This is a genomic window from Pseudomonas sp. DCB_BI, assembly GCF_026240995.1.
Classification (GTDB): domain Bacteria; phylum Pseudomonadota; class Gammaproteobacteria; order Pseudomonadales; family Pseudomonadaceae; genus Aquipseudomonas.
Genome location: NZ_JAPFCG010000016.1, coordinates 1 through 23158, shown reverse-complemented (window position 1 = coordinate 23158; position 23158 = coordinate 1). Strand labels below are relative to the sequence as shown.

The following is a 23158-nucleotide window of genomic DNA, read 5'->3' as shown; positions in this document are numbered from 1 at the left end:
TGCAGACGTCACGGCCGCAACTATTCCCTGCGCAGCGCGTCCAGGACTACCCTGAACGCCGCCGTTTGCTGTCGGCGTGTGGGGTAATAGAGGTGATAGCCAGGGAACATTTCTGACCAGTCCGCCAATACCTCTTCAAGCGCGCCGCTGTTGAGGTATTCCTGCGCGTGCGCATCGGTAACCTGGGCCAGCCCGACCCCAGCCAGACAGGCATCGAGTATCTGCAGCGAGCTGTTCATGATCAGGGGCCCTTGCACGCGAACACGAAACTCGCTGCCATCGCGGGTGAACTCCCATGGATAGACGCCGCCGTGCGTAGGCAAGCGCAAGTTGATGCAACGATGGGTTATCAGCTCTTCAGGTCGCCGGGGTGCGCCGTAACGCTTCAGGTAGTCGGGTGAGGCTAGTGTAACCATGCGCATGGGCGGCCCAATGGGCACAGCCACCATGTCGGCATCAATGATCCCGCCCAAACGTACACCCGCGTCAAATCGGGCGGCAACGATGTCAGTCAGACCATAATCCGTCATCAATTCAATCGCGATATCTGGGTAGGACTCAATCACGGGTCGCAGCTTTGGCCAAAGCACGTGCCGGACGGCGTACTCGTCGGCAGTAATGCGCACCGTCCCTGACGGGTGTTGCCCGAACGCTGACAGCGCACCAAGGTGACCATTGATTTGATCCAACAGTGGCGCGATATCGCGTAGTAATCGGTCCCCCGCCTCCGTTCACGTGACGCTCCGGGTGCTGCGGGTGAGGAGCCGAACGCCGAGACGCTCCTCCAGGCCCCGTATCGTCTGGCTAACGGCTGAGGGTGACACACCCAACCATGCCGCCGCCCGGGTGAAATTGCGCTCCCTGGCCACCGCCACGAAGACCACTAGATCGCTCAGATTGCCTGTCTTCATTGTTAAGCTCAGCTTCAAACCGACTTCTGGATTTTGCTAATTATCGAATTAAACCGCGCTCGGTACAGTTCCCTCAATCCGTTTTCGAGAGATTTGACCACCATGACAGATAACAGGCTTCCCAACGCCGACATGCAAATTCACCGTGCTGGCTCGACCAAGGCGATCCAAGGGCCTGCTGAGTGGTTCACCGGACGCGTGCGCATTGACTGCGTCTTCACCGCTCCAGCCCCTGCGCGCATTGGTATTGCAGTGGTCAACTTTGAGCCGGGCGCTCGTACTCACTGGCACAGCCACCCTCTCGGCCAAGCCTTGCTGGTCACCGATGGCGTAGGTTGGACGCAATGCGAAGATGGGCCTAAGACCGAGATCCGAACCGGCGATCTTATCTGGTGCAATTGTGGCCGACGTCATTGGCACGGTGCGACCGACACCACGGCATTGCAGCACATCGCGATCAATGAGTTGCTGGAGGGGAAGGCAGTGGATTGGCTGGAGCCGGTAAGTGATGACGTCTTCCTGGGCAGCGCTGCGAAAAAGGACTGAGCCAAAACAAGGCGTTGCTTATTCCGGCCTGGAGAAACAGATCATGAATGCTCGACCAGCCTGAGGCCTTTACCACGGTGCGTTTCGATGACAGCAGTGGAACCCAATAGTCGCAACGTTTTACGCAGGTAGTTGAGCTGCACTTCTATGCGCTTGGTTCCCGGGTCGAAATTAAAACCCCACACATCCTTGAAGATACTTTGGCGGCTGACAATATGATTGGCGTTAATGACGAGAAGCGAGAGCAACCTAAAGGAGGTACCCTTGACTACAACACGCTTGTTTTTACAGATCGCTTCCCGTTTAAGGGCGTTCAGGTTCAGGTCAGCGTAGGCAAGATCATTCATGGTAGGAGGTATGGCTCTCATGCAATCCCATCACCGGCAGTTACGCCAAATACTCACCACCTACAAGCCTTCATCGAAACGAACCGCTTGTTAACATTCGCTGACCCGCAGATGCACAAGCCCAGGTGTGATGCAGCCGACAATACCCCCGATCAGCCCTGTGCAACTATTGCAAAAATGCGCCTGACCGATTCATTTTATGAATCGATCAGGGCGTTTAGGGGCGACGCTGGGTGTGCACTCAGCGAGGCGAGGCTGAGAACTTACCAAGTGCTTCACCCAACAGGCTCAACGAGCGCTCGAGGTGCCCGGCAATCGCGTTAGCGTGCGAAGTGGCGTGCAATTGCCTGCCTCGTCGGACAAAAAGTTCATCACCAAAAAACGTTCTTAGATCCCTGAGCGTATTGCTAATAGCAGGCTGAGTGACACCGAGCATAAGCGCTGCACAGCTCGCACTTTTCGAGCGGTGAACAACCATGAAAACGACCAACTTATTAAGATCAAGGCAACGCAGGCGGATGGGGTCAAAATCGGTACGCACAGTAGACAATCGAACTTCCCTCAGCAGGCGGCGGTTCTCATCAGGACGGCTGGATATACACCGCATTTCAGGCTACAGGCGGTGAACCCGCAGGACAACGCCTTATTCTGGAAGCTGAGTCCATAATGCCTGGAATCGGGGAGCAGTTATCAGCAGCGATATCCCGCGTATATTTCCCTGATCAGCGCATCGGAGCGCTCCCTAGAGAGGATCCTAATGAGCATGCTTTTCACGCCCTATACCTTGTCAGGCCTCAGCTTGAAAAACCGCGTGGTCATGGCCCCCATGACGCGCGCACGCGCCGAAACGACAGTTCCCGATGACCTGACTGTGCTGTACTACCAGCAGCGCGCTGGTGCCGGACTGATCATCACCGAAGGTGTACCCGTTTCGGTGCAAGGGCGGGGATACCTGTTCAACCCTGGGTTGTATACGCAAGAACAAGTCGAAGGATGGAAAAGGGTCAACGCAGCCGTTCACCAGAAACAGGGCTGCATTTTCGCCCAGTTGTGGCATGTGGGCCGTGTATCACACACCACCTTGCAACCAAACGGTGAAGCGCCTGTCTCGTCGAGTGCGAAGCTGGCAGCTAACTCCAACGCATACGCCTACGATGAAAATCATCAGCCTGGCCCGATCCAGGCCAGTAAGCCGCGGGCCCTGACGGTCCCTGAAATTGCTGACATCAAAGGCGATTTCGTCCGTGCTGCATGCAGGGCGATGGAAGCCGGATTCGACGGTATTGAAATCCATGGCGCCAATGGATACTTATTCGAGCAGTTCATCAATCCAACTGTGAACGACCGTACTGATGAGTATGGAGGCTCGATCCAAAATCGAATCAGGCTTCTCCTCGAAACCATCGATGCAGTCGCGGCAGAAATTGGCCGAGAGAAAGTGGGCGTACGTATCTCCCCATTCGGACGGCTTTTTGACATGGCGCCATTTGAAGATGAAGCCGAGACATGGGTAACGGTTGCGGCCGAGCTGCAAAAGCGAAACATCGCGTATGTGCATTTGAGCGACCAACTGACCATCGGTGCGGAACGGATGCCTGAAGGATTCGCCAAGCAATTCAGAGCATCGTACCGAGGCACGCTCATTGCGGCGGGAGGGTTTGATCGCGAATCCGCTGAAGCCGCTCTGGAGGCGGGCGAGCTCGATTTAATCGCCTTTGGCCGCCCCTTCATCGCCAACCCTGATCTAGTTGAGCGCATGAAGAATGGCTGGCCCCTTGCCACTCCTGACCGTGAGACGTTCTACGGCAACAGTGGCGAAAAAGGATATGTCGATTATCCAGTCTACAACCCAGCCTGAAGAGCATCTGCGCGCTGAACCTGCCTGAGCCCAGTCCCTGGCCGTGGTGGCATGCGCCGGCCAACACGCACGCTGCGAACAAAAAGGCGACCTCAACGTGGGTCGCCTTTTTCATATAGAAAGTCACGCATCATCTGTCAGGACGGAAAATTTTCGAGTCCCGTTGAGCAAGTTCGAGGAGCGCATCGACGATCATCCGCACCTTGGGCTGAATGTAGCGCGTACGCGGCCAGATGACATGGATTGGCATTTCAGCCCCCTCATACTGCTGAAGGACGGGAATCAAGAGGCCTTGCTCGATCTGATCATGAACGAGCCACGTTGGAAGTTGCGCCAGCCCTCCCCCCGCAAGTGTCATCTCCAACAACATCTCTCCATCACCCATCTCGTGCTTCACGCATACCTCTTGCTCGCTGACATGCCCCTTGTCATCCAGCAGCATCCAGGTTTTTCGAGTGCCGTTTCGCCAACCGACTATACAGTCGTGAGACAGTAAATCTTCTCGGGTCTGCGGGACACCGCGCCGCTCAAGGTAACTGGGTGTGGCGCAAATCAGCAAGCTCTGGCTACCGAGCTTTCGCGCGACAATCTCCCCGTCATCTTTGAGCGTTCCAATCCTTACCACCAAGTCGACCCCCTCATTGATGATATCGACAAGCCGCTCACTAAAGCTCACTGACAGATCAAGCTTGTGGTACCGAACCGAAAGATCAATCAGTGTCGGTAAAATGTGCCGCCGGCCAAACGCAGCGGGTAGGTCGACACGCAGCCGACCAACGGGCTCCTGCTGGCCGGTGGTAAGGAAACTTTCCGATTCTGCCAGCTCGTCAATTGCCCGAAGGCAACTGGCGAGAAATGCCTCTCCTTCACTCGTCAATATAAGACGCCGAGTCGTGCGATGCAGAAGCTTCACACCGAGTCGGGCCTCCAGGCGAGTAACACTTTTACCCACTGCAGAGCTGGTCACTCCCAGTTCCAGCGCTGCTGCAGTAAAGCTGAGCGTTTGAGCTGAGGTGACAAACTCCCTGATTCCGTCAAACGTGTTAACCGCCATTATGGAGCCCCGAGCTGAAAGGGGTGGAATTTACGCACCCTAATGGTGAAATTGTACCGAAATACACAGCCCTTGCTGCTGCCTTGCAAGCGCCCGGACACCGAATTTTCGGGGTGAGGTTTACCTGCCTCAGCGGCATTGCCTTGGCGGGCCGCAGCGCGCTACTTCTTAGGCACACCCACCCTGTCCTTGCCCACTAGCAGATACCCCAGCGACATCGCGACTACCCCCAACATTACCGCTGAGGCGTTCTCCATACCTAAGGCATCCACCAACGCGCCCATACCGATGATGCCGATCGCACTCCCCAAATATCCTGCGAGATAGAAAAGCGATCCCAAAGCAGCTCTGTGAGTACCAGGAGCAAGCGATGTGAAAACACCCATTGCGCCCACGAACGTCGCGCCATATCCCACCCCTGCGAGGACAGTGAAGAGTACGAAGATTGATGGCTGATGTACGTACAAGGCGACCAGGCACCCCACCCAGGCCGCGCATATCAACGCCCCACCACTGCCCATGGCGAGTTCAGGCCTGACGCGTCGGCAGAAGAATTGCGTTATCCCCGCTGTCGCCTGGAACGCGGTAACAAGTAAACCCGCCGAGGCATGACTGTGCGCTGAGACCTCCGTCAGCGTGCTGATGATCATCGAAGGCCCTAATGCGACGAAAACCGATCCAACTGACCATGCGACCACCAGGATCAATGAGATCCGAGTGAACGCCCGCCAGCTACCTCGCATTTGTTCGTCGAGGGTCAAGCGCTCACTGCCGTCGCTTGCTTTGGGAATGTGATGCACAACCTCCCCGCTCCACTGCACGCGACACAACCCAATTGCAGTCAATATGGCCAGGCAAGCGTTAAGTACAAAGGGACTGAGCGTAGGGTAAAAATCAACGGCGATGGCAGCTGAGCTCAGCACCGGCCCCAAGGCTGCGCCGGACGTGAAGGACACGGTGGCCAATACCGCTGCATGCCGCTTGCGGTCTTGAGCATCAAAACCAACCAGCGCCGCATTGGCGCTGCCGGTAAGTGCACCCGTACCTACCCCGGCCAAAAAGCGTCCCAGGAAGAGCCCATCAAGCTCCGTCGAAAATGCGAATACCAATGACCCTGCCGCCACAGCAAACAGTGCCGGTACCAAGACACAGCGGCGATCCTCCAAGCGGTCGGAAAGCCTTCCCAGGACTGCCAATGCCAGCAAGACGCCGATGGCGTAAACGGCAAAAAGCGAGGTCAGGGTTGTCGACGAGAAATGCAGGTTCGCTTGATAAAGACCGTACAAGGGGGATGGGGCTGTACTGCCTACGAGCGCGCTCAAAATGGCCAGGGAAACAAGCAAGCGAGCTTTAGCCAAAGAGTGATGTGCAGACACGAGTTAACCACTTCGCTAATCGGGGATGCGCTGACTATACCGATGCTTAGCCTGCTAAGCATTAGCCTGAAGGTTAATTCTGCTCGCTCGAATCGCACTGAACCCTTCCCGGGCGTGGGCGTTGTATGGACGGATTACCCTGGCGAAAGCGCGCAAAAAAGAAGGCGCCCCTTAGGCGCCTTAAAGAGACTCCCACCAAAGGAGATCGGGAGTTTTACTGCTGTGCTACAGGTGGTTTCTGGGAGACCTCAGACCACCCTCCCCCCAGCGCTTTGTACAGCTGGACTTGGGACGTAAGTTGAGCAAGGTGGTCGGTCAACAGCTGTTGCCGTGCAGACAAGAGTTGACGTTGGGCATCAAGTAGAGCCAGGTAGCTATCCACCCCCTCGTCATAGCGCTGCTGCGCCATCTGGTTGTATTCCTCGAAGGTGCGCACCAGGTCACGCTGGCTCTCTATCTGCTCCCCCCAGGTTCCCAACGCAGCCAGGCCATCCGCCACTTCGCGGAAGGCGGTCTGGATTACCGACTCATAGTTTGCAATGCCAAGATCCTTCTGGATTTTCGCGTAGTCCAGACTCGCCTTGAGTCGCCCGCCATTGAAAATGGGCAGATTGATTTGAGGGGCAAAGCTCCAGCTTTCCGAACCTGCATCAAACAGGCCGCTAAGTCGGCTGCTGGCGGTCCCTGCGGCCCCGGTCAACGTGATGCTCGGGAAAAACGCCGCACGAGCAGCGCCAATATTTGCATTGGCCGCAAGCAGCTGATGCTCGGCAGCACGGATGTCCGGGCGCTGCTGTATCAGCTCCGCGGGTAGACCTGCTGGTATGTCTGCGAGCAAGGGTTTGTCCAGATCTACGCCGCTCAGGTTTGCCGGCAGATCGATCCCTAGCAACAGCCGCAAAGCATTCGCGTCCTGGGCAACCTGGCGGGTGAATGCTTGAACCTGCCCGCGTGCGCTGTCTACGAGCGTCCTTGCCTGTCGCACATCGAGATCCGACGCAGTACCTGCCTCGCTACTGGCTTGTACCAGATCCAGGTTGTGCCTGTAGTTTTGCAGTGTCGACTGGGTAACCTCCAGAAGCTGCTGATCCGTGCGCCATGTGAAATAAGCGATCGCAACGTTGGCGACCAAGCCCAACTGCACGCTCCGTTGCGTTTCTTCGCTCGCGAGATACGTTTCCAGCGCACTCTGATCAAGGCTACGTACTCGGCCCCAAACGTCCAGCTCGTAGCTCGTCAGCCCTACCTGAAGACTGTTATCTCCCGAGGTGATGTGTTGACCCGTTGTTGAAAGGTCCCCCGGGGTTCGGGAGCGCCCAGTGCGCCCGTCAACGCCAATCTCAGGCAGCAGCGCCGCCCCTTGGATGCGGTACTGGGCGCGGTATGCGTCGACATTCAGTGCCGCTTTGCGCAGGTCGCGGTTGTTGGACAGAGCCAAATCCACCAGCTCATGCAAGGCGGGGTCTTTGAAGAAGGTTTTCCAATCGATCCTCGCGACGCCTCCTGAAGATGGGGCCGCATAAGCGGCGCCCTCAGGAAAGGTGCTGGGAACCGGGGCCTCGGGCCGTTGATAATCGGGGATCAGGCTGCAGCCACCCAATGTCATCGCCAATACCAACAGCAGGGGTTTATGCGTCATGATGAGCGCCCTCGTGGATAGCTACGCGCACAGCCCCACGCTGCCTTGACTTGAACACTTTCGTCACAGCCACGTAGAACAACGGCACAAAGAAAATGGCCAGGAATGTTGCTGCGAGCGTACCTCCGACCACCGCAGTACCAATCGAATGCTGACTGCCACTGCCCGGCCCGTAAGCGCGTGCAAGAGGCAACGTACCCATCACGAACGCGATGGAAGTCATGATGATTGGACGCAGCCGCAGACGCGCTGCCTCAGTTGCAGCCTGCACCAGAGTGCGGCCCTGGTTTTCGTAGAGGTCTTTTGCGAACTCGACGATCAGGATGGCGTTTTTCGCTGCAAGCCCCATGGTCGTCAACATGCCGACCTGGAAGAACACATCATTGGAAAGGCCTCGCCCGAGGGTTGCGGCGACCGCACCAAGCACCCCGAGCGGCACAACGAGCATGATCGATACGGGCACCGACCAGCTTTCATAAAGAGCTGCAAGGCAGAGGAACACGATCATCAGTGACAGCACATACAGTGTGATCGCTTGAGAACCTGCCGCTCGTTCTTCATAAGAAAGCCCAGTCCAGGACACTCCAAAGCCATTTGGCAGCTGCGAAGCGACCCGTTCAATCGCTGCCATGGCATCCCCTGTGCTGTAGCCCGGTGCTGGCTGTCCCAGCAACTCAACGGAAGGAATGCCGTTATAGCGCTCCAGCTTGGGCGAGCCATAGACCCACTGACCACTGGCGAACGAGGAGAATGGCACCATCTGCCCAGCCGCATTTCGCACGTACCATTTGTCAAAGTCTTCCGGCGAGATCCGAGCGTCCATTTCACCTTGGACATACACCTTTTTCACACGCCCCTTGTCGACGAAGTCGTTGACGTAGGTGGAACCCCAAGCAACAGACATCGTGTCATCGATCGACTCGATCGAAACCTGCAGTGCCCGCGCCTTCTCATCATCAATGGTCACCTGGTACTGAGCCTCATCAGCGAGCCCGTTAGGCCTGACGATGGCCAGCGCAGGCTCTTTGGCCACCAGCTTGAGCAACTGATCACGCGCCTCCATCAGCGCAGCATGGCCTCGAGCACCGTTGTCCTGGAGGAAAAGGTCAAAGCCCGTCGCGTTACCCATTTCCATGATGGCAGGGGGGACGATTGAAACGACATTCGCATCTCGGACAGTGCTGGCAAAGCGCGTTATCCGCTGAGCAATGGCAAAGGCTGAGTTTTCACTGTCAGTACGCGCCTCGAACGGCTTGAGTCGCACCCAGATCACGGCAGAGTTCTGCCCGCGACCCGCGAAGTTGAAACCACTGATATTGAACGCGGAGACGACACCGTCTTTCTCCTCTTCCAACAGATACGTTCGAACTTTATCGATGACCGTCTGGGTGCGTTCAGCACTGCTGTTGGGCGGTGTCTGAATCTGCACAATCAGCAATCCTTGGTCTTCATCCGGTAGGAAGGCAGACGGCAGATTTCTGAACATGGCGACGACGCCAAGCAGCAGCAATGCATAAATCACGAAGGTTCGTTTGGGGTTGCGCAAGATCCTCGAAATCGAGGACGCATAGCGATCAGTGTTTCGTTCGAAGACGCGGTTGAACCACGCGAAGAAACCGGTTTGCTTCTTCTGACCACCGGCATGCGCCTTGAGCATGGTTGCGCAGAGTGCCGGGGTGAAAACCAGCGCGACCAGTACAGAGAGCCCCATCGCGGTGATGATCGTAATGGAGAACTGCCGGTAGATGATCCCTGCGGAGCCGCCAAAGAAAGCCATCGGCATGAACACGGCACTAATCACCAAGCCGATGCCTACCAGCGCTCCGGAGATTTGCTGCATCGATTTGTAGGTGGCGTCACGTGGCGACAGGTGCTCCTCTTCCATCAGTCGCTCGACGTTTTCCACGACCACGATGGCATCGTCCACAAGCAGCCCGATCGCCAGCACCATGGCGAACATCGTCATCACGTTGATAGTGAACCCACAGGCGTACAGCACGCCAAAGGTACCGAGCAGCACCACCGGCACCGCCAGGGTTGGAATCAAGGTCGCACGCATGTTCTGCAAGAACAGCAGCATGACCAGAAACACCAGAACGACTGCCTCGAACAGGGTATGCACCACCGAGTCGATCGAGGCTTTCACCGAGGGGCTGGTGTCGTAGGGGTAAACGACTTCTACGCCGGGCGGCAGGTAAGGTTTAAGCTGGTCGACAGTATTTTTGACGCGTTCGACGGTCTCCAGCATGTTCGCGCCGGTGGCCAAGCGCAACGCAATACCGGCTGCAGGTTTACCGTTGTAGTTGACGTCGTAGGAGTAGGTTTCATTGCCCAGCACCACTTCGCCCAGATCCTTCAAGCGAATCTGAGAACCGTCCGGCTGCACCTTGACCAAAATTTCCTTGAACTCATCAGCGGTTTTCAACCGGGTTTTACCGATCACCGTCGCGCTCAGCTCAACACCTTTACGCGTCGGCAGTCCGCCAATAGCTCCGGACGAGACTTGGACGTTCTGCGCCGAGATAGCGGCGGTGACATCGCTGGGCATCAACTGGTAGCTATTGAGCTTGGCGGGATCAAGCCAGATGCGCATCGCATTCTGGAAGCCAAACACGAAGAAGTCGCCCACCCCTTGGGTACGGGACAGCGGATCCTGGAAGCTCGACACGATGATGTTGCCCAAGTCACCGTAGCTCAGCTTTCCATCCTTCGAGTAAATGCTGACCAGCAGCATGAAGTTCACCTGGAACTTCACCACGCGGATCCCTTGCCGCTGCACTTCCGCCGGCAGGTTAGGCGTCGCAAGCTGAAGTTTGTTCTGAACTTGAACCTGCGCGATATCAGGATTGACGCCCTGGTCGAAAGTCACTGTGATTTCAACGCTACCGTCACTGTTTGCTGCCGAACTGATGTAACGCAGGCCATCCAGGCCGTTCAGCTGCTGCTCGATGACTTGCACCACCGTATCTTGAACGGTCTGCGCAGAGGCACCTGGGTAGGTGACGGTTATCTGCACAGCCGGCGCCGCGATATTGGGATATTGATTGACAGGAAGGCTGTGGATCGCCAGTGCTCCACCGAGCATGATCGCGAGCGCGATCACCCAGGCAAAAATTGGCCGATCAATGAAGAAACGAGACATTGTAGACCTCTCAGTTTGCCGTCAAAGCGGTGTTCACGTGGACGTTCGATGCAGGCTGCCCTTCGACGACCGAGTCCGCCTGGACGAACTGCAGCCCCTCGGTGATAACCCGCTCACCTGGCCTGACACCACTGTCTACCAGCCAGGCGTTCCCTACCGTGCGCACAGTCTCGAGATCGCGCTGCTCTACATGATTGTCAGCAGTGATCACCCATACAGTCGCAACACCCCGGCTGTCCCTGACGATGGCCTGCTGAGGCACCAGAATGGCGTTTTCGCGGACCCCCTCTTTCACTTGGGCATGTACAAACATCCCAGGCAGCAGAGCACGTTCAGGATTGGGAAAAACAGCGCGCAAAGTGACCGAGCCGGTGCCTTGGTCAACGCTCACTTCGGAGAATTTCAAGGTACCGGCAAGCGGGTAGGCACTGCCGTCATCCAAGGTCAGACTGACCTCAGCCTGGTCAGTGCCCGAGGTTTTCAAATCACCCGACTTCAGTGCGCGCTTGAGGGCAAGGATACGGGTGATGGGTTGAGTGACATCGACATAAATCGGATCGAGCTGATTCACCGTTGCCATAGCGGCGGCCTGACCGTCAGTCACAAGCGCACCTTCAGTAACAGCGGATCTGCCAATGCGACCCGTGATAGGTGCAAGCACTTTGGTGTATTGGACATTGATGTCGGCCACACGCTTGTCGGCTTCAGCCTGCTTCCACGCAGCCACGGCATCATCATGTTGCTGCTGACTCACCGCGCGCGCTTTCAGCAAACGCTCATAACGCTCGGCCAGATTGCGCGCGCTGCGCAGATTGGCCTCAGCCCTGGCTTGCTGAGCCACGTACGTGCGCGGGTCGATTTGATACAGCTGCTGGCCTTGTTTGACCTCAGTGCCTTCCGTGAACAATCGGCGCTCCAGAATGCCCGCAACTTGCGGACGAACTTCAGCGACGCGAAATGCGGAGGTTCGCCCAGGGAGGTCGGTACTCAAAGTCAGCGGAGCTTCCCGGACTGCGTAGTACCCCACTTTAAGCGCTGCAGGACTCGCCGCTTGATCCTGCGCAGAATCACAGCCCGTCAGCAGTAATGCAGCAGAAAGGGGCAAGACCCCTAACGCGGCCCGAGAAAACGATTTGTTCATAGAAACTCCGGTACGTAACCGCTTGCGCACACGCGTGCAAGCAAGAGCCTGAAGGCCCAAGCTCGCCTGGACGGTCATGTAGAAATTTGGCGCGAATGATGATGTCGACCGGAACAGAGCCCGGGCGCCATCGCTTGGAGGGAATTCTAATGCTCGTCCTGATTTTGATTAATCAGCTGGAATTCCAGTCATTTCATCCCTGTATTCCAATATAAAAATCAGACAAGACGCCGTGCGCGTGAATACGCCTGCGCATAGCGCTGTAGCTGTTGAGAGGCAGGTTGCAAAGAAACGGAGACTACGGGCGCTTGGCATGTTCCGAATCCTTTGAAGGAGTCCGGATGTTTGGCAAGGCGGTGAAGGAAGGATCAGCTTGAAGCGCAGGACAGCCTTGTGAAGACCACAATCGATGAGCTGTAAAAATTGGAATGTGGCTGCTGTTCACCTTAGAGCATAGTGGGGCGCATACCACTGCTGGCCTGTAGCTGCGCCCCCGAACCGGACTGTTTTCAAAGAGGCGTATCACCAAAGTCGATGACCCGAGCGTCCTCGATGGACGGCATTGAGCGCGCGACATCGTCCGTAAGACGAAGCTTTACCACACGCACTCCAGCTGGCTCACCCATAACTGCGGTCACTACCGCATCGTATGCAGGGCTTCCTTCCGAGGCGACGACTTGGGCGGAAAGGTGACGCACCTCATTTCCGAGGGCACGCCGGACTGAATCACTCACTCCATTTAGTCCTCCCAGCTCTGCATGAACGCGCGCGAGGACACGATTGGTCGACCATGAGGTTTCATAGCTTGACCTTTTGTTCGAGAGGATCGGCGTTTTGTCGAGGGAGATAAAGCGCGGCGCCCCCGGCGAGAACTCGATTCGCGTTTCATAACTGATGATCGAGCCTTGCATACCCGCCTTCCCTGGCGCTTGGTAAGCGACAACCATATTCAACAGACCATCGCCATTTTCTGCAGTCGAGTAATTTGAGTGGATGATGTGATGGGCGCTGATTTTATCCGGTATCGATGCGAACCAAGCCACAAGTGACTGATGATCCTGGGCGAACACATGGTGCACCCGGTGACCGGATAGAAGAACGTTCGGATGGAACATTTTCAGGTGTTCATCGAGGTCACCTCCAGGTGCTTCCAGGAAGGCGAACCAACGATGGGCCAAATGCAGCGCTATGTGATTTGACGGTGAGAGGGCTTCAATCGGAAGGCTATCAGGCGTCATGCGCCCTCTCCTTGCATTCCTCTGCCTGAGCGAGCGAATGACTCACAACCTCACTTTTCCTCAGCGAATGGGCAATGCTGGTCAATGCATTCAGCCGGGCGGTCTCACCTGGCATCATGAGGTTGATCATGACCTCATCAGTACCATAAGCATCTGCCAGCTCACGTAGTTGGACCACGACATGATCAGCTGTCCCGTAGATGAGCCGCCCTTTGTTGCGCTCGCGAATCGCCAACTCATCCGATGACCAGTGATGGGCACGGGTACTCTCGATTGATGGCACCCGATCGAACGGGCTGGCACTCTCTGCGTAGGTAAGCCAGAGGTGAAAGGCCGCCGCATAATCCTTGGCTTCTTCAGGCGTATCTCCGACTGCTACAAATACGGCTACGACCACCGAAGGTGATTGTGAAAAATCAGTCGGTTTGAAAGCCTGGCGATACGCGCTAGCTGCATGCGGCCCATCGCCACGAGGATTGATGAAATGGGCAAAGGTGAACCCCAGGCCTGCCTGCGCGGCGACTTCCGCCGTCGCCCCCGAAGCACCTAGAACATAAGGCTGAGGTTTGTTGCGGGTCTCTGGATGCGCGCGCATGCCCTCATAGCGCGAGTTGGGCATATGGTTCCCGGTCACGAACCCGAGCAAGTCGGCAACTTTGCGGCCATAGGGGATCGACTCGCCTTTTTCATCATTGAGCGCCATGCTCGTGCGCCTGGCAGCCCCAGGGGCTCTACCGAAACCAAGGTCGATGCGCCCAGGGAACAGCGCTTCAAGCAATTGGTAATTCTCGGCAATCTTCAAACTGCTGTAGTTAGGTAGCAGCACCCCACCGGAACCCACCCTGATCGCCTTGGTTGCCGATGCGATACGCGACATGAGTATCTCAGGGGAATTGCTGGCAGTCGCTGGAGCACCATGGTGTTCCGAGACCCAGAACCTGTGGAATCCGCTTTCCTCCGCAAGCTGAGCCAGGCGCACGCTAGCCGCCAGCGCATCGACAGGAAGCAGTCCCTCATCCACCGGAGAGTAGTCAAGAATGCTCAGCTTCAATGGCGTGTGCATATTCACGCTCCTTCCGTTTGGCCGGATACTTGCTCAGGGTTGCTGCGATCAGGCCAGACAACCTCCAATCGAGTACGCGTGATGCGCCACTCGCCATTGATTCGCTTGTACTCATCGGCGTACAGCCCTAGCAGCAGTAACGGGTTTGGATCAGGCTTCGACGCAGTCTCGAAGTCGATGAGGTAGCAGCGCCCCTCGGCAGTATCAGGCCCGGTCAACTTGATCCAGTGATTGGTGATTGCGTGCATGAACGGGAAGCTGCGCCGGTTATCCCGGTCGTAGAGTGCAAAGGCCTCCTGCAAACCGGATTTGATCGCCTCAATCCCCTCCATTTTTCCGACAGTCACCTCAACCACAGCGTCCGCCGCGAAGACCTCGCTTAGGGCCTGGATGTTGTTACCGTCCAGGTGATGGGCGTAAAGCGTTCTGAGATCGCGAATGGCTTCACGATCGATAAGCTGTTGAATAGCGTTTTCCACGAAATGTCCTCCAATGAGAGTGGGAGACCAGGGCTATGCAAGCGCTTGCGCAAACGGCGAAGGCCTTCTGACCACCTGCCTGAAGGCCGGTGAGTTTCAGCCAGCTGCTGCGCCCAGTCATCAGAGCTCTACTCTAAAAGGGATCGCGGAAAAGATAATCGGGCTCCGATTCCAAACATTCAGGAATGACAGGACAGAATGAGTGGGCATCGGCGGGGGGCGCTGATCAATGTCGATGCAACGCTTCGTGAAGGCGGGGTTGGAGCGGCGTCGGGTCCGCCGAGGCCACCTCAGGGTTGAGGTGACCTCGACGGCTTGTTACTGCTGTTTAGGCAACGCGTAGGCGATCAACAGATCGCTTCGATCCGTTGAGCTACGTGCACCGCCGGCACTGACAACCACGAATTGCCGATTGCTAGACGGTGAAACAAAGGTCATAGGTGTCGCTTGCGAACCCACTGGCATGCGAGCTTTCCAGAGCTCTTCGCCGGTGGATTGATCGTACGCCCGCAGGAAATAGTCCTGAGTGCCTGCAAAGAAGACCAGGCCTGAACGCGTCGAAACGGTACCGCCGATGGTTGGCATGCCAATCGGGAAAGGCGCCCGGACTTTGACACCCGCGATTGCAGTATCCTGGACGGTGCCTGCAGGACGCTGCCAGATGACCTCCCGCGTCTTGAGATCAATACCGGTCACAGTCCCATAAGGAGGGGCTTGGCACGGAACGTCTATCGGGGAGACAAAGGACGAGTTGGTCACAACGAATGGCGTGCCACGCATAGGAGCGAACTCCGAGTGGGGCTTACCGTTGCCATTGGTCTCATGATGTTCGCTCGGGATCAGCTGCACGCGAAGCGGTATCCGGATGTCGTTGACGACCATCACGCCAGTATCTTCGTTGATAGAGACACTACCCCAGTTCATGCCGCCAAAATTACCAGGGTGCTGAAGGCTCGCAGTGGTGCCTGGTGGTGTGAAGGCACCCTCGTATCGCAACGATCTGAACTGGATGCGGCAGAGCAACTGATCGTAGATTGTGGCGCCCCACATGTCCTGCTCAGTCAGTTTTTCCTGACCGATGTAAGGCATGCCCACCGAGAACGGCTGGGTCGGCGCCGTTTTGTCGCCAGCCAGTTCTTGTTGCGGGACGCTTCGCTCGACCACTTCAGTGATTGGTTTACCCGTCTCCCGATTGAGCATGAAAATGTTGCCGGTCTTGGTCGTTTGGATCAACGCCGGTTGGTTGGCGCCATTGCCATCCGGGACATCATACAGAGCGGGTTGCGAAGGAATGTCATAGTCCCAGATGTCGTGATGAACAGTCTGGTAAGCCCAGCGCTCTCGCCCAGTCTTGTAGTCCAGCGCGACAACTGAGGACGCGTAGCGATTGGCCGCCTCAGAGCGATGCCCGCCCCAGAAATCGGGGGTAGAGTTGCCTAACGGTACATAGACAAGCCCCAGCTTGGAATCGTAGGCAGCAGTCGACCACATGTTGGGCGTTCCGCGGGTGTACGTTTCACCCGGTGGTGGATACTTGGTGATCGATGGATTGCCCAAATCCCATGCCCACTCCAGCTCACCCGTGGCAGCGTTGAACGCGCGGATGACGCCAGACGGTTCCTTGGTTTCCAGGTTGTCGTAGACCCAGCCACCGACAATCAAGAGGTTGCCAGCGACAGTGACGGGAGAAGTGCCCATGTAGTAGGTGGGTTTAACCTCGCCCATGCCCTGCTTGAGGCTAACCTGGCCATTCATACCGAAGCTTTGGCACTCTTGCCCTGTCTTGGCATCAAGAGCGATCAGCCGCGAATCGAGCGTGGAGAGAATGACCCGTTGCGGGCAATCCTGAACCGCGGTCGAGGCACTGCGCACAGCATCAGAGACCTCAGTGGCGTCGTAATAGCTGACACCGCGGCAACGGTTCCAGACCTTTTGGTTTTGCACTTTGGCATCGTAGCGCCAGATTTCCTTACCGGTGTTCGCATCCACCGCGAAGACCTTGTTCAAAGGGGTGCAGATGTAAAGCGTGTCGCCCACCTGAACCGGAGTGTTCTGGTTTTCAGAACCTGCATCAGCAATCTCTCCGGTACGGAACGTCCACGCCACTTCAAGGTTGGAAACGTTCTCTGGGGTGATCTGCTCAAGCGGTGCGAAGCGCGTTCCAGTCGGCGTACGTCCATAATGTTGCCAGTTGCCGTTTACAGCTTTATCGGCCGCGCCACTAGCGACCGCAGGACGAGCCGGCCCCTGGATAACGCCATGTGGGAAGAACATCGCGATGAAGCCGGCGACCAGCAGCACTGACGTGACCCCTGCACCTCCCACCCACACTTTCCGACGCTGCGTGAAGCCCACCTTCGAGGCCAGCAGCAGTACAGGAATCAGAAGAAGCAGGAACCCTGCGAGGCGTGGCACCATCGGCCAAAACTGGAGCCCGACTTCGTAGAGCGACCATGCGATGGCAGTTGCAGTGAGACCCAGATAAACCCAGACACCCAGCTTTTTACGCTGAAAGAATCCGTAGGCCGATACAACGAGCAATACTCCGGTGAGCAGATAGAACAAGGATCCGCCAAGCCAGGCAAGGTATACCCCACCTACGAGTAACGGAGCGGCGAGCACCAAGAGTAAACCGCCAAACCAGAGAGGTAGCTTAGACAGAACAAGTGTGCTCACTTGATCGGTGACGTCTTTTTGGAATTGCATGTGCGCACCTATTGTTTTTTTCGCGCTTTGGGATCGTACACAGAGCAGCTCTCAGCCCCCATCCGCGGGGAATCTGAGAGCCTATTGCGACGCAGTCTTAATGAGGTTCGTGTGGCCCGTTGGGCGGGCAAATGATTAGCTCTTCAGCAGCACTGCGACTGATTTGGTCTCGGTGTAATGCTCAAGCCCGCTAAGGCCCATTTCCCGGCCAATGCCAGACTCCTTGAAACCGCCAAAGGGCAGAGAGGGGTCTATCTGGTTGTGACTGTTGACCCAGATGATCCCTGCCCGGATGCGCGCGGCGAGCGCATGCGCTTGGGTGACGTTCTGTGTCCAGATACTGGCGGCCAGTCCGTACTCCGTGTTGTTGGCTTCACGCGCCAGATCGTCGAGGCTCTGGTTGGAGATCTTCATCGCGGAGATCACCGGGCCAAAGATCTCTTCTCGATAAACCGTCATTCGATGATCGACGTTGGCCAGCAGAGTAGGTTTGTAGAAGAACCCCTCCCCGTCCATCTGACTGGCACCGCAGATCACCTTCGCACCTTCACTGACACCGGTGCGGACGAGTTCACTGACGCGACCAAGCTGGCGCTGGGAGATCAAAGGGCCGATCTGCGTCGCCCTATTCAGCCCATGCCCGAGCTTCATCTCGGAAATGAATTCAGCGACACCGTTGATGACATCGTCGTATACATCTTCGTGGATATAAAGTCGGGAACCCGCAGTACAGGCCTGACCACTGTTCAGCATGACGGCTTGAGCAACACCAGGAATGGCGGTAGACAGGTCAGCATCCGGGAAGACGATGACAGGGCTCTTGCCACCCAGCTCAAGCGTTACTCGCTTGAGCGTCTTGGCTGCTGCCGATGCGATTGCTTTGCCGGTTGCGGTACTGCCAGTGAAGGCGATTTTGTCCACCAAAGGACTGTTAACCAAGGCAGCGCCGCACCGGCCATCCCCCGTCACTACGTTCAGCGTGCCAGGCGGAAGCCCTGCTTCCTCACAAATGGCCGCCAGACGCAACGCGGTGAGAGGCGTGTCCTCCGCTGGCTTGAGCACAATGGAGCAACCCGCAGCCAGCGCAGGAGCCAGTTTCCAGGCAGCCATAAGCAGTGGGACATTCCAAGGGATGATCTGCCCAACAACGCCGACTGGCTCATGGGTCGTGTAGGCATGCCACTCGCCGGCCAAGCCTACAGGCACGGACAGCCCGTTAAGCTTGGTGCACCACCCGGAATAGTAGCGGAAATGCTCGGCTGAGTTCCGCACATAGGCATCTTTGACAATGCCGTAGGGCGACCCCTCATCGAGAACTTCGAGCTCTGCCAGCTCTTGCGAGTATTTGTCGATCAGTTCGCCAATCCGCCAGAGCACCTTGCTTTTTTCAGAGCCCGAAAGTTTGCGCCAGGCACCAGAGTCGAATGACTTACGAGCAGCGCTGACAGCTTTGTCGACGTCGGCTTGATCACCGTCCGCAACCTCAGCGATGACTTTTCCCGTAGCCGGGTCGAATACTTTTCTTCGTGCCCCGCTCTGGGCGTCTTGCCACTGACCCTCGATGAACAGCTTGTGAGATTTACCGAGGAAGCTGGCTGCTTCACTCGAGATGGCAGGGTAAGAGAGATCGATCACATCATGCGCAGGCATAGCATCTTGCTCCGGCTCTGGAGGGTTCAAACGAACCTCATGTTGTATTTTGGTTGCCGATACCGAACCTAACCAATTCTGCGATTCATGACCAATGGAAAAAATGCGGATTTAGATACGAAAACCGTATCGCGCCAAGCACGTAGCCCACCCCCCGGCCGAATCCCGCCTTAAAATAGAAAAGGCAGTGGGCACGGATACCCACTGCCCCTTCATCAAGGCGACATTCAGGCTCAGGCGGACACGTCAGGAATGGCCGCCATAGGGCGGATAGTCAATGTATCCTTCATCCCCTCCTCCATAGAAAGTCGCACGGTCAAACGGGCTGAGCGGCAAGCCGCGCTTGAATCGATCTACCAGATCGGGGTTGGAGATATAGGGGCGACCGAAAGCAGCAAGGTCGACAAGCCCATCATCCAGCATGGCCTGGGCAGTTTCTTGTGTCAGCGATCCCGCGAACATCAATGTGCCGCGGTAGACCTCCCGGAACTCGCGAACAAATTCACGGTTCATGAGGTTTCCGCAGAGTGAATCCTGATCACTCAAATGCACATAAGCCAGGTCTCGCGAACTCAATGCTGCCGCCGCCGCCAGCCACGTTTCACGCTCATCCGCAAACGCTGGCATGGCTGACAAACGCCCGAAAGGCGCCACCCGCAGACCTACTCGGTGACTGCCAATCGCTGCTGAAATCATATCTACCGTTTCCAACAAGAAACGCAGCCTGTTCTCAATGCTGCCGCCGTACGCGTCAGTGCGCGTGTTCAATCCGCCATTGATGAATTGCTCAAAGATATAGCCGTTCGCGCCGTGAATCTCGACACCATCAAACCCTGCAAGGATTGCATTTTCAGCTGCCTTGACGAAGTCTTGCGACACCCTGGCGACCTCAGCGGCAGGCAACGCCCGCGGGCGCGTTACCTGAACCTGACCCGGCTCACCATCGGCGGTATAGCCGTAGCACGTAGTGTTTTCGGCCAAGGTATCGACTGACGAAACTGGAGCGTTGCCATTGGGCTGCAAGGACGTATGAGAGATACGACCAACGTGCCAGAGCTGAATGAAAATCTTACCGCCCGCTTCGTGAACCTGGTCGGTAACTCGCCTCCAGCCAGCGACCTGTTCTGGAGAGAAAATGCCAGGCGTGAAGAGATAGCCTTGACCCTCCTGGGTTATCTGCGCCCCTTCTGTGATGAGCAAACCTGCACCGGCGCGTTGGCGATAATAGGCCGCGGTGCTGGCATTGGGCACAGTGTCCTTGGCTCTCGACCTGGTCATTGGCGCCATTACGACGCGCGAGGTTAATTGAGTGCCCGATAGATCGTAGGGAGTCAACAACGTCATTTTTTGCCTCTGCGAATGCATGCCACAATAGGGTTCGTCTTACCAAGACTCTTTTTTGAAAGGGGCTTCAACCCAGCCCTTTGCCCAAGGGGATGACTGCTCGATGGTTCCGGTCATGGATTGGAACAACCACGCCCCATTTATTTTCACTAAATGGTCGGTGTAGTTTCCAGCGAGCAGAAATGCTTCGCCTTTGGCGTCCGCACCGTCAGTGCGCATTGTCAACAAGCAGACGAGATTGAAGTGGGCAACCGCACGATCGCCCTGATCACTGATTTCAATGCGCGGCGCAAATATGTCGTGCTGGCTCCACAAAATGCCTTTGCTCAAATTTTTACAGTGTGCTCGGATTGCACCTTGACCGCGGACATCACCCCCCACACCTTTGATGATCCATTCCCCGTCTTCGGAGAACAAGGCGGCAATGCTATCAGGGTCATAACCATTATCTAAATGAAAGGCGTATCGGTATTTAAGTTCTTTGATTTTTTCCCGATCCTCCAGTTGCTCAAGACGCTGTTCGATGGAGCGAGGCTGTGACGACATAGGTGGCTTTTCCTTGTTGTTATTAGCAATCCAGCAATGTGCATCGGTGAAAAATGCAGTCGGCCCTTGGCATGACCAAACTGCCGCACACACTTACAACGTAGCGATCGCAGCGATGTTTGACTAATAGAGTTTTTTGCTTTATTGATACAAAAACCGAATCACAAAATAAAATAGCCAAATGCCATGAATCCTTCCCTTGCCAGCCCCAGCGCCAAAACTTATAGCCTTTTCAAGCGGTTAAAGTACCGACACCTTTTCATGTTGGCGACTTTGGGCAACTGCCAGAATCTGCATCGGGCCGCCGAGACACTCAACATGTCCCAGCCCACCCTTACCCGGATGCTTCAGGAAGTAGAAGATGCTTTTGGGTGCGCACTGTTCGAACGCCAACCTCGCGGCGTCGTGCCCACCCCGGTGGGCGAAGAACTCTTGAAATTCGCCCATTCAGCGCTCAATAGCCTTGATCGCTGCGTAGAAGACCTGACCGCCAGGGCGGAGGGTGGCTACGGCCATCTAGCCGTAGGTGTCGTCATGGGTAGCGCACTCGATCGGGTGGTCTCGACTATTGCGACCATGAAAAGCGCCTCACCTCATCTGGGAATCCGGATGATGAGTGACACCAGCGACGTGCTGATAGAGATGCTGGAGCAGGAGCGGCTGGATGTGGCGATTGCACGTCTCGGCACCCCAGGCGATAGGTCCAGATTTGAATTCGAACCCCTCGGTAACGATCGTCTGGTCATGGCGGTGCGAAGTGGACACCCACTGGCAACGCACGCCCCTGCGAAGATGGAGGACATTCTTCAGAAATGGACGTGGCTCCTTCAACCAGCAGCGAGCCCAGGGCGAAAAGCCGTGGAACGCTGGTGGGCGGACAGGGATCTACTCCCTCCCTCCAAAACGATCGAGTGCTCGTCCATTTGGGCGATGCTGCAGCTCGTGCAATTAACGGATGCGGTCATGGTGTTAAGCGAAGCAGTGATCAATGATCACGTCCGTACAGGGCTGATCACTGTCCTCACAGGGTACGTTATCGAAGGTTTACCGCCCTATGGAATCATTTTGCGCAAAGGCATGGGAAGGAGCCGAGAGCTTCAGAACTTCTTGAGCCATCTGCAACAATCTGCACCTGTTGAAGGCTAATGATCCTGCAAGCATCAGGGGCCCTGCGCGAACTGCACGTGGCCCCTGGGCAACCCAGCCAGACGCTACAGGCTAGAAACTCGCTCTGACCATGAGGCCCAGCAAGAACGCGTTATCGACCTCATCCACTGCGCCAGGGTGAACGATGTACTGCACGTTGGGACGCACGGTCAACCAGTCCGTGATCTTCACGCCGTAGTAGATCTCGCTACTGTATTCGTCCGTCTGGACGGGGGTAAAACGCGGGTCATCGTAGCGGGTGACCTGATTGTAGATGTTTACATGGCGCTGGTGTGCCGTCACATTCGAGGCAACGCTCAACCCCCCGATCGCGACTCCGATCGAGTCGTCGGGACGAGAGACAAACGGGCCATTGATGATAAGACCGATGTTGTAATGCCTGGCGACGAATCCAGTATCGCGATCATTCCAGAACCCTTCCGAAAAGACCTCGATCTTGCGGTGCTGATCTCCGCCAACATGGCCCACCGTCTGGCGCGCGACATACCACCAACCTTTGCGCCCCCGATGCGACTGGTAGCGAGTGTCGGGCTCGAACGCATGCTCATGGCCATCCGCGTTGTAGCGCAGGTCATCGGCGTCAGTGGTGTTATAGAAAGCGCCAAGCCTGAACTCCGCGGGCTGGCCAAATAACGCGCGTTTAGGCGTCCAAATGACCTCAGCGGGTATGAGAGCACCTTCCGCGCCACGGGTACTCACTTTGAAGGCATTGTCATTTTCTAAAAGGGTCGGGTTCTGCTCGAAGACTCCAGCCTGGACAGCGACATCATCAAGAAACTGATATTTGACTGCGGTCGCCCACTGACCGATCGGGAAGTTATACCAGGGCGGCGGCAAAAACTGAGTGCAACACCTGACCTTTCCGGTAGGGTGTTGCCATGTCTTATCACGAACTCAGCGTTGAAGAACGCTCCGATATCCAGGTCAGTCTGCTGCGTGGCATGAGCCAGC

General features: G+C 56.5%; 18 protein-coding genes and 1 pseudogene. 3 read left to right on the top strand and 16 right to left on the bottom strand.

Annotation, left to right across the window (positions count from 1 at the left end):
- Window positions 1-20: 20 nt before the first annotated feature.
- Window positions 21-911 (bottom strand): annotated as a pseudogene (locus OO258_RS17815) (LysR family transcriptional regulator).
- Window positions 912-1013: 102 nt separating this feature from the next.
- Here OO258_RS17815 and OO258_RS17810 point away from each other — a divergent pair.
- Window positions 1014-1457, top strand: coding sequence for a cupin domain-containing protein (locus OO258_RS17810; RefSeq protein ID WP_110743175.1), 444 nt, complete (start codon window positions 1014-1016; stop codon window positions 1455-1457).
- A 41-nt stretch (window positions 1458-1498) separates the two neighbouring features.
- On the opposite strand, the gene OO258_RS17805 is transcribed toward OO258_RS17810, so the two are convergent.
- The gene (locus OO258_RS17805; RefSeq protein WP_266031896.1) at window positions 1499-1804 is read right to left on the bottom strand and encodes a winged helix-turn-helix domain-containing protein; all 306 of its coding nucleotides are present in this window, start codon (window positions 1802-1804) and stop codon (window positions 1499-1501) included.
- Between the two features lie 241 nt (window positions 1805-2045).
- The gene (locus tag OO258_RS17800; RefSeq protein ID WP_266031895.1) at window positions 2046-2411 is read right to left on the bottom strand and encodes a LysR family transcriptional regulator; all 366 of its coding nucleotides are present in this window, start codon (window positions 2409-2411) and stop codon (window positions 2046-2048) included.
- Window positions 2412-2561: 150 nt separating this feature from the next.
- On the opposite strand from OO258_RS17800, the gene OO258_RS17795 reads away from it, so the two are divergent.
- Complete coding sequence (locus OO258_RS17795) at window positions 2562-3662, top strand: alkene reductase (RefSeq protein WP_266031894.1); 1101 nt, start codon at window positions 2562-2564, stop codon at window positions 3660-3662.
- Between the two features lie 130 nt (window positions 3663-3792).
- Here the strand turns inward: OO258_RS17795 and OO258_RS17790 are convergent, their stop codons facing one another.
- The 12 genes from OO258_RS17790 to OO258_RS17735 all read right to left on the bottom strand — a co-directional run bounded on the left by OO258_RS17790 (window position 3793) and on the right by OO258_RS17735 (window position 21040).
- On the bottom strand, window positions 3793-4716 hold the full coding sequence (locus OO258_RS17790) for a LysR family transcriptional regulator (protein ID WP_108078684.1): 924 nt from the start codon (window positions 4714-4716) through the stop codon (window positions 3793-3795).
- Window positions 4717-4877: 161 nt separating this feature from the next.
- A complete protein-coding gene (locus OO258_RS17785) occupies window positions 4878-6092 on the bottom strand; it encodes an MFS transporter (RefSeq protein WP_266031893.1) in 1215 nt (404 codons plus the stop codon).
- 214 nt (window positions 6093-6306) lie between these two features.
- The gene (locus OO258_RS17780) at window positions 6307-7731 is read right to left on the bottom strand and encodes an efflux transporter outer membrane subunit (protein ID WP_266031892.1); all 1425 of its coding nucleotides are present in this window, start codon (window positions 7729-7731) and stop codon (window positions 6307-6309) included.
- On the bottom strand, window positions 7721-10873 hold the full coding sequence (locus OO258_RS17775; RefSeq protein ID WP_266031891.1) for an efflux RND transporter permease subunit: 3153 nt from the start codon (window positions 10871-10873) through the stop codon (window positions 7721-7723). Before OO258_RS17775 ends, OO258_RS17780 begins: the two co-directional genes overlap by 11 nt.
- Before the next feature lie 10 nt (window positions 10874-10883).
- Complete coding sequence (locus OO258_RS17770) at window positions 10884-12014, bottom strand: efflux RND transporter periplasmic adaptor subunit (RefSeq protein WP_110743182.1); 1131 nt, start codon at window positions 12012-12014, stop codon at window positions 10884-10886.
- Between the two features lie 509 nt (window positions 12015-12523).
- Window positions 12524-13252, bottom strand: coding sequence for a hypothetical protein (locus tag OO258_RS17765; protein ID WP_266031890.1), 729 nt, complete (start codon window positions 13250-13252; stop codon window positions 12524-12526).
- A complete protein-coding gene (locus OO258_RS17760) occupies window positions 13242-14315 on the bottom strand; it encodes an MsnO8 family LLM class oxidoreductase (RefSeq protein ID WP_266031984.1) in 1074 nt (357 codons plus the stop codon). The genes OO258_RS17765 and OO258_RS17760 overlap by 11 nt, the downstream gene beginning before the upstream one ends.
- Before the next feature lie 2 nt (window positions 14316-14317).
- Window positions 14318-14794 (bottom strand): nuclear transport factor 2 family protein, encoded by a 477-nt coding sequence (locus OO258_RS17755; RefSeq protein ID WP_110743184.1) that lies wholly within the window; start codon window positions 14792-14794, stop codon window positions 14318-14320.
- A gap of 318 nt (window positions 14795-15112) precedes the next feature.
- Window positions 15113-17500, bottom strand: a complete 2388-nt coding sequence (locus tag OO258_RS17750; RefSeq protein ID WP_266031889.1) for a membrane-bound PQQ-dependent dehydrogenase, glucose/quinate/shikimate family — start codon at window positions 17498-17500, stop codon at window positions 15113-15115.
- A 135-nt stretch (window positions 17501-17635) separates the two neighbouring features.
- Window positions 17636-19150 carry an aldehyde dehydrogenase family protein gene (locus tag OO258_RS17745; RefSeq protein WP_266031888.1) on the bottom strand — a complete coding sequence of 505 codons (1515 nt, stop codon included), beginning with the start codon at window positions 19148-19150 and terminating at the stop codon, window positions 17636-17638.
- Between the two features lie 246 nt (window positions 19151-19396).
- Window positions 19397-20494: an alkene reductase gene (locus OO258_RS17740; protein ID WP_180688106.1), complete on the bottom strand. Its 1098-nt coding sequence runs from the start codon at window positions 20492-20494 to the stop codon at window positions 19397-19399.
- Window positions 20495-20533: 39 nt separating this feature from the next.
- Window positions 20534-21040 carry a nuclear transport factor 2 family protein gene (locus OO258_RS17735; RefSeq protein WP_266031887.1) on the bottom strand — a complete coding sequence of 169 codons (507 nt, stop codon included), beginning with the start codon at window positions 21038-21040 and terminating at the stop codon, window positions 20534-20536.
- Window positions 21041-21226: 186 nt separating this feature from the next.
- Here OO258_RS17735 and OO258_RS17730 point away from each other — a divergent pair, with 186 nt between their 5' ends.
- Window positions 21227-22186, top strand: coding sequence for a LysR family transcriptional regulator (locus tag OO258_RS17730; protein ID WP_218278940.1), 960 nt, complete (start codon window positions 21227-21229; stop codon window positions 22184-22186).
- Between the two features lie 72 nt (window positions 22187-22258).
- Here the strand turns inward: OO258_RS17730 and OO258_RS17725 are convergent, their stop codons facing one another.
- Entirely contained in the window at window positions 22259-23044 is a 786-nt protein-coding gene (locus tag OO258_RS17725; RefSeq protein ID WP_266031886.1) for a carbohydrate porin, read from the bottom strand.
- Window positions 23045-23158 lie beyond the last annotated feature (114 nt).

Coding starts and splice junctions, on each gene's coding strand:
- OO258_RS17805 (WP_266031896.1), bottom strand. CDS start 1,804: ATGAATGATCTTGCCTACGCTGACCTGAACCTGAACGCCCTTAAACGG.
- OO258_RS17800 (WP_266031895.1), bottom strand. CDS start 2,411: ATGCGGTGTATATCCAGCCGTCCTGATGAGAACCGCCGCCTGCTGAGG.
- OO258_RS17765 (WP_266031890.1), bottom strand. CDS start 13,252: ATGACGCCTGATAGCCTTCCGATTGAAGCCCTCTCACCGTCAAATCAC.
- OO258_RS17745 (WP_266031888.1), bottom strand. CDS start 19,150: ATGCCTGCGCATGATGTGATCGATCTCTCTTACCCTGCCATCTCGAGT.
- OO258_RS17810 (WP_110743175.1), top strand. CDS start 1,014: ATGACAGATAACAGGCTTCCCAACGCCGACATGCAAATTCACCGTGCT.
- OO258_RS17775 (WP_266031891.1), bottom strand. CDS start 10,873: ATGTCTCGTTTCTTCATTGATCGGCCAATTTTTGCCTGGGTGATCGCG.
- OO258_RS17795 (WP_266031894.1), top strand. CDS start 2,562: ATGAGCATGCTTTTCACGCCCTATACCTTGTCAGGCCTCAGCTTGAAA.
- OO258_RS17760 (WP_266031984.1), bottom strand. CDS start 14,315: ATGCACACGCCATTGAAGCTGAGCATTCTTGACTACTCTCCGGTGGAT.
- OO258_RS17740 (WP_180688106.1), bottom strand. CDS start 20,494: ATGACGTTGTTGACTCCCTACGATCTATCGGGCACTCAATTAACCTCG.
- OO258_RS17735 (WP_266031887.1), bottom strand. CDS start 21,040: ATGTCGTCACAGCCTCGCTCCATCGAACAGCGTCTTGAGCAACTGGAG.
- OO258_RS17790 (WP_108078684.1), bottom strand. CDS start 4,716: ATGGCGGTTAACACGTTTGACGGAATCAGGGAGTTTGTCACCTCAGCT.
- OO258_RS17750 (WP_266031889.1), bottom strand. CDS start 17,500: ATGCAATTCCAAAAAGACGTCACCGATCAAGTGAGCACACTTGTTCTG.
- OO258_RS17780 (WP_266031892.1), bottom strand. CDS start 7,731: ATGACGCATAAACCCCTGCTGTTGGTATTGGCGATGACATTGGGTGGC.
- OO258_RS17730 (WP_218278940.1), top strand. CDS start 21,227: ATGAATCCTTCCCTTGCCAGCCCCAGCGCCAAAACTTATAGCCTTTTC.
- OO258_RS17770 (WP_110743182.1), bottom strand. CDS start 12,014: ATGAACAAATCGTTTTCTCGGGCCGCGTTAGGGGTCTTGCCCCTTTCT.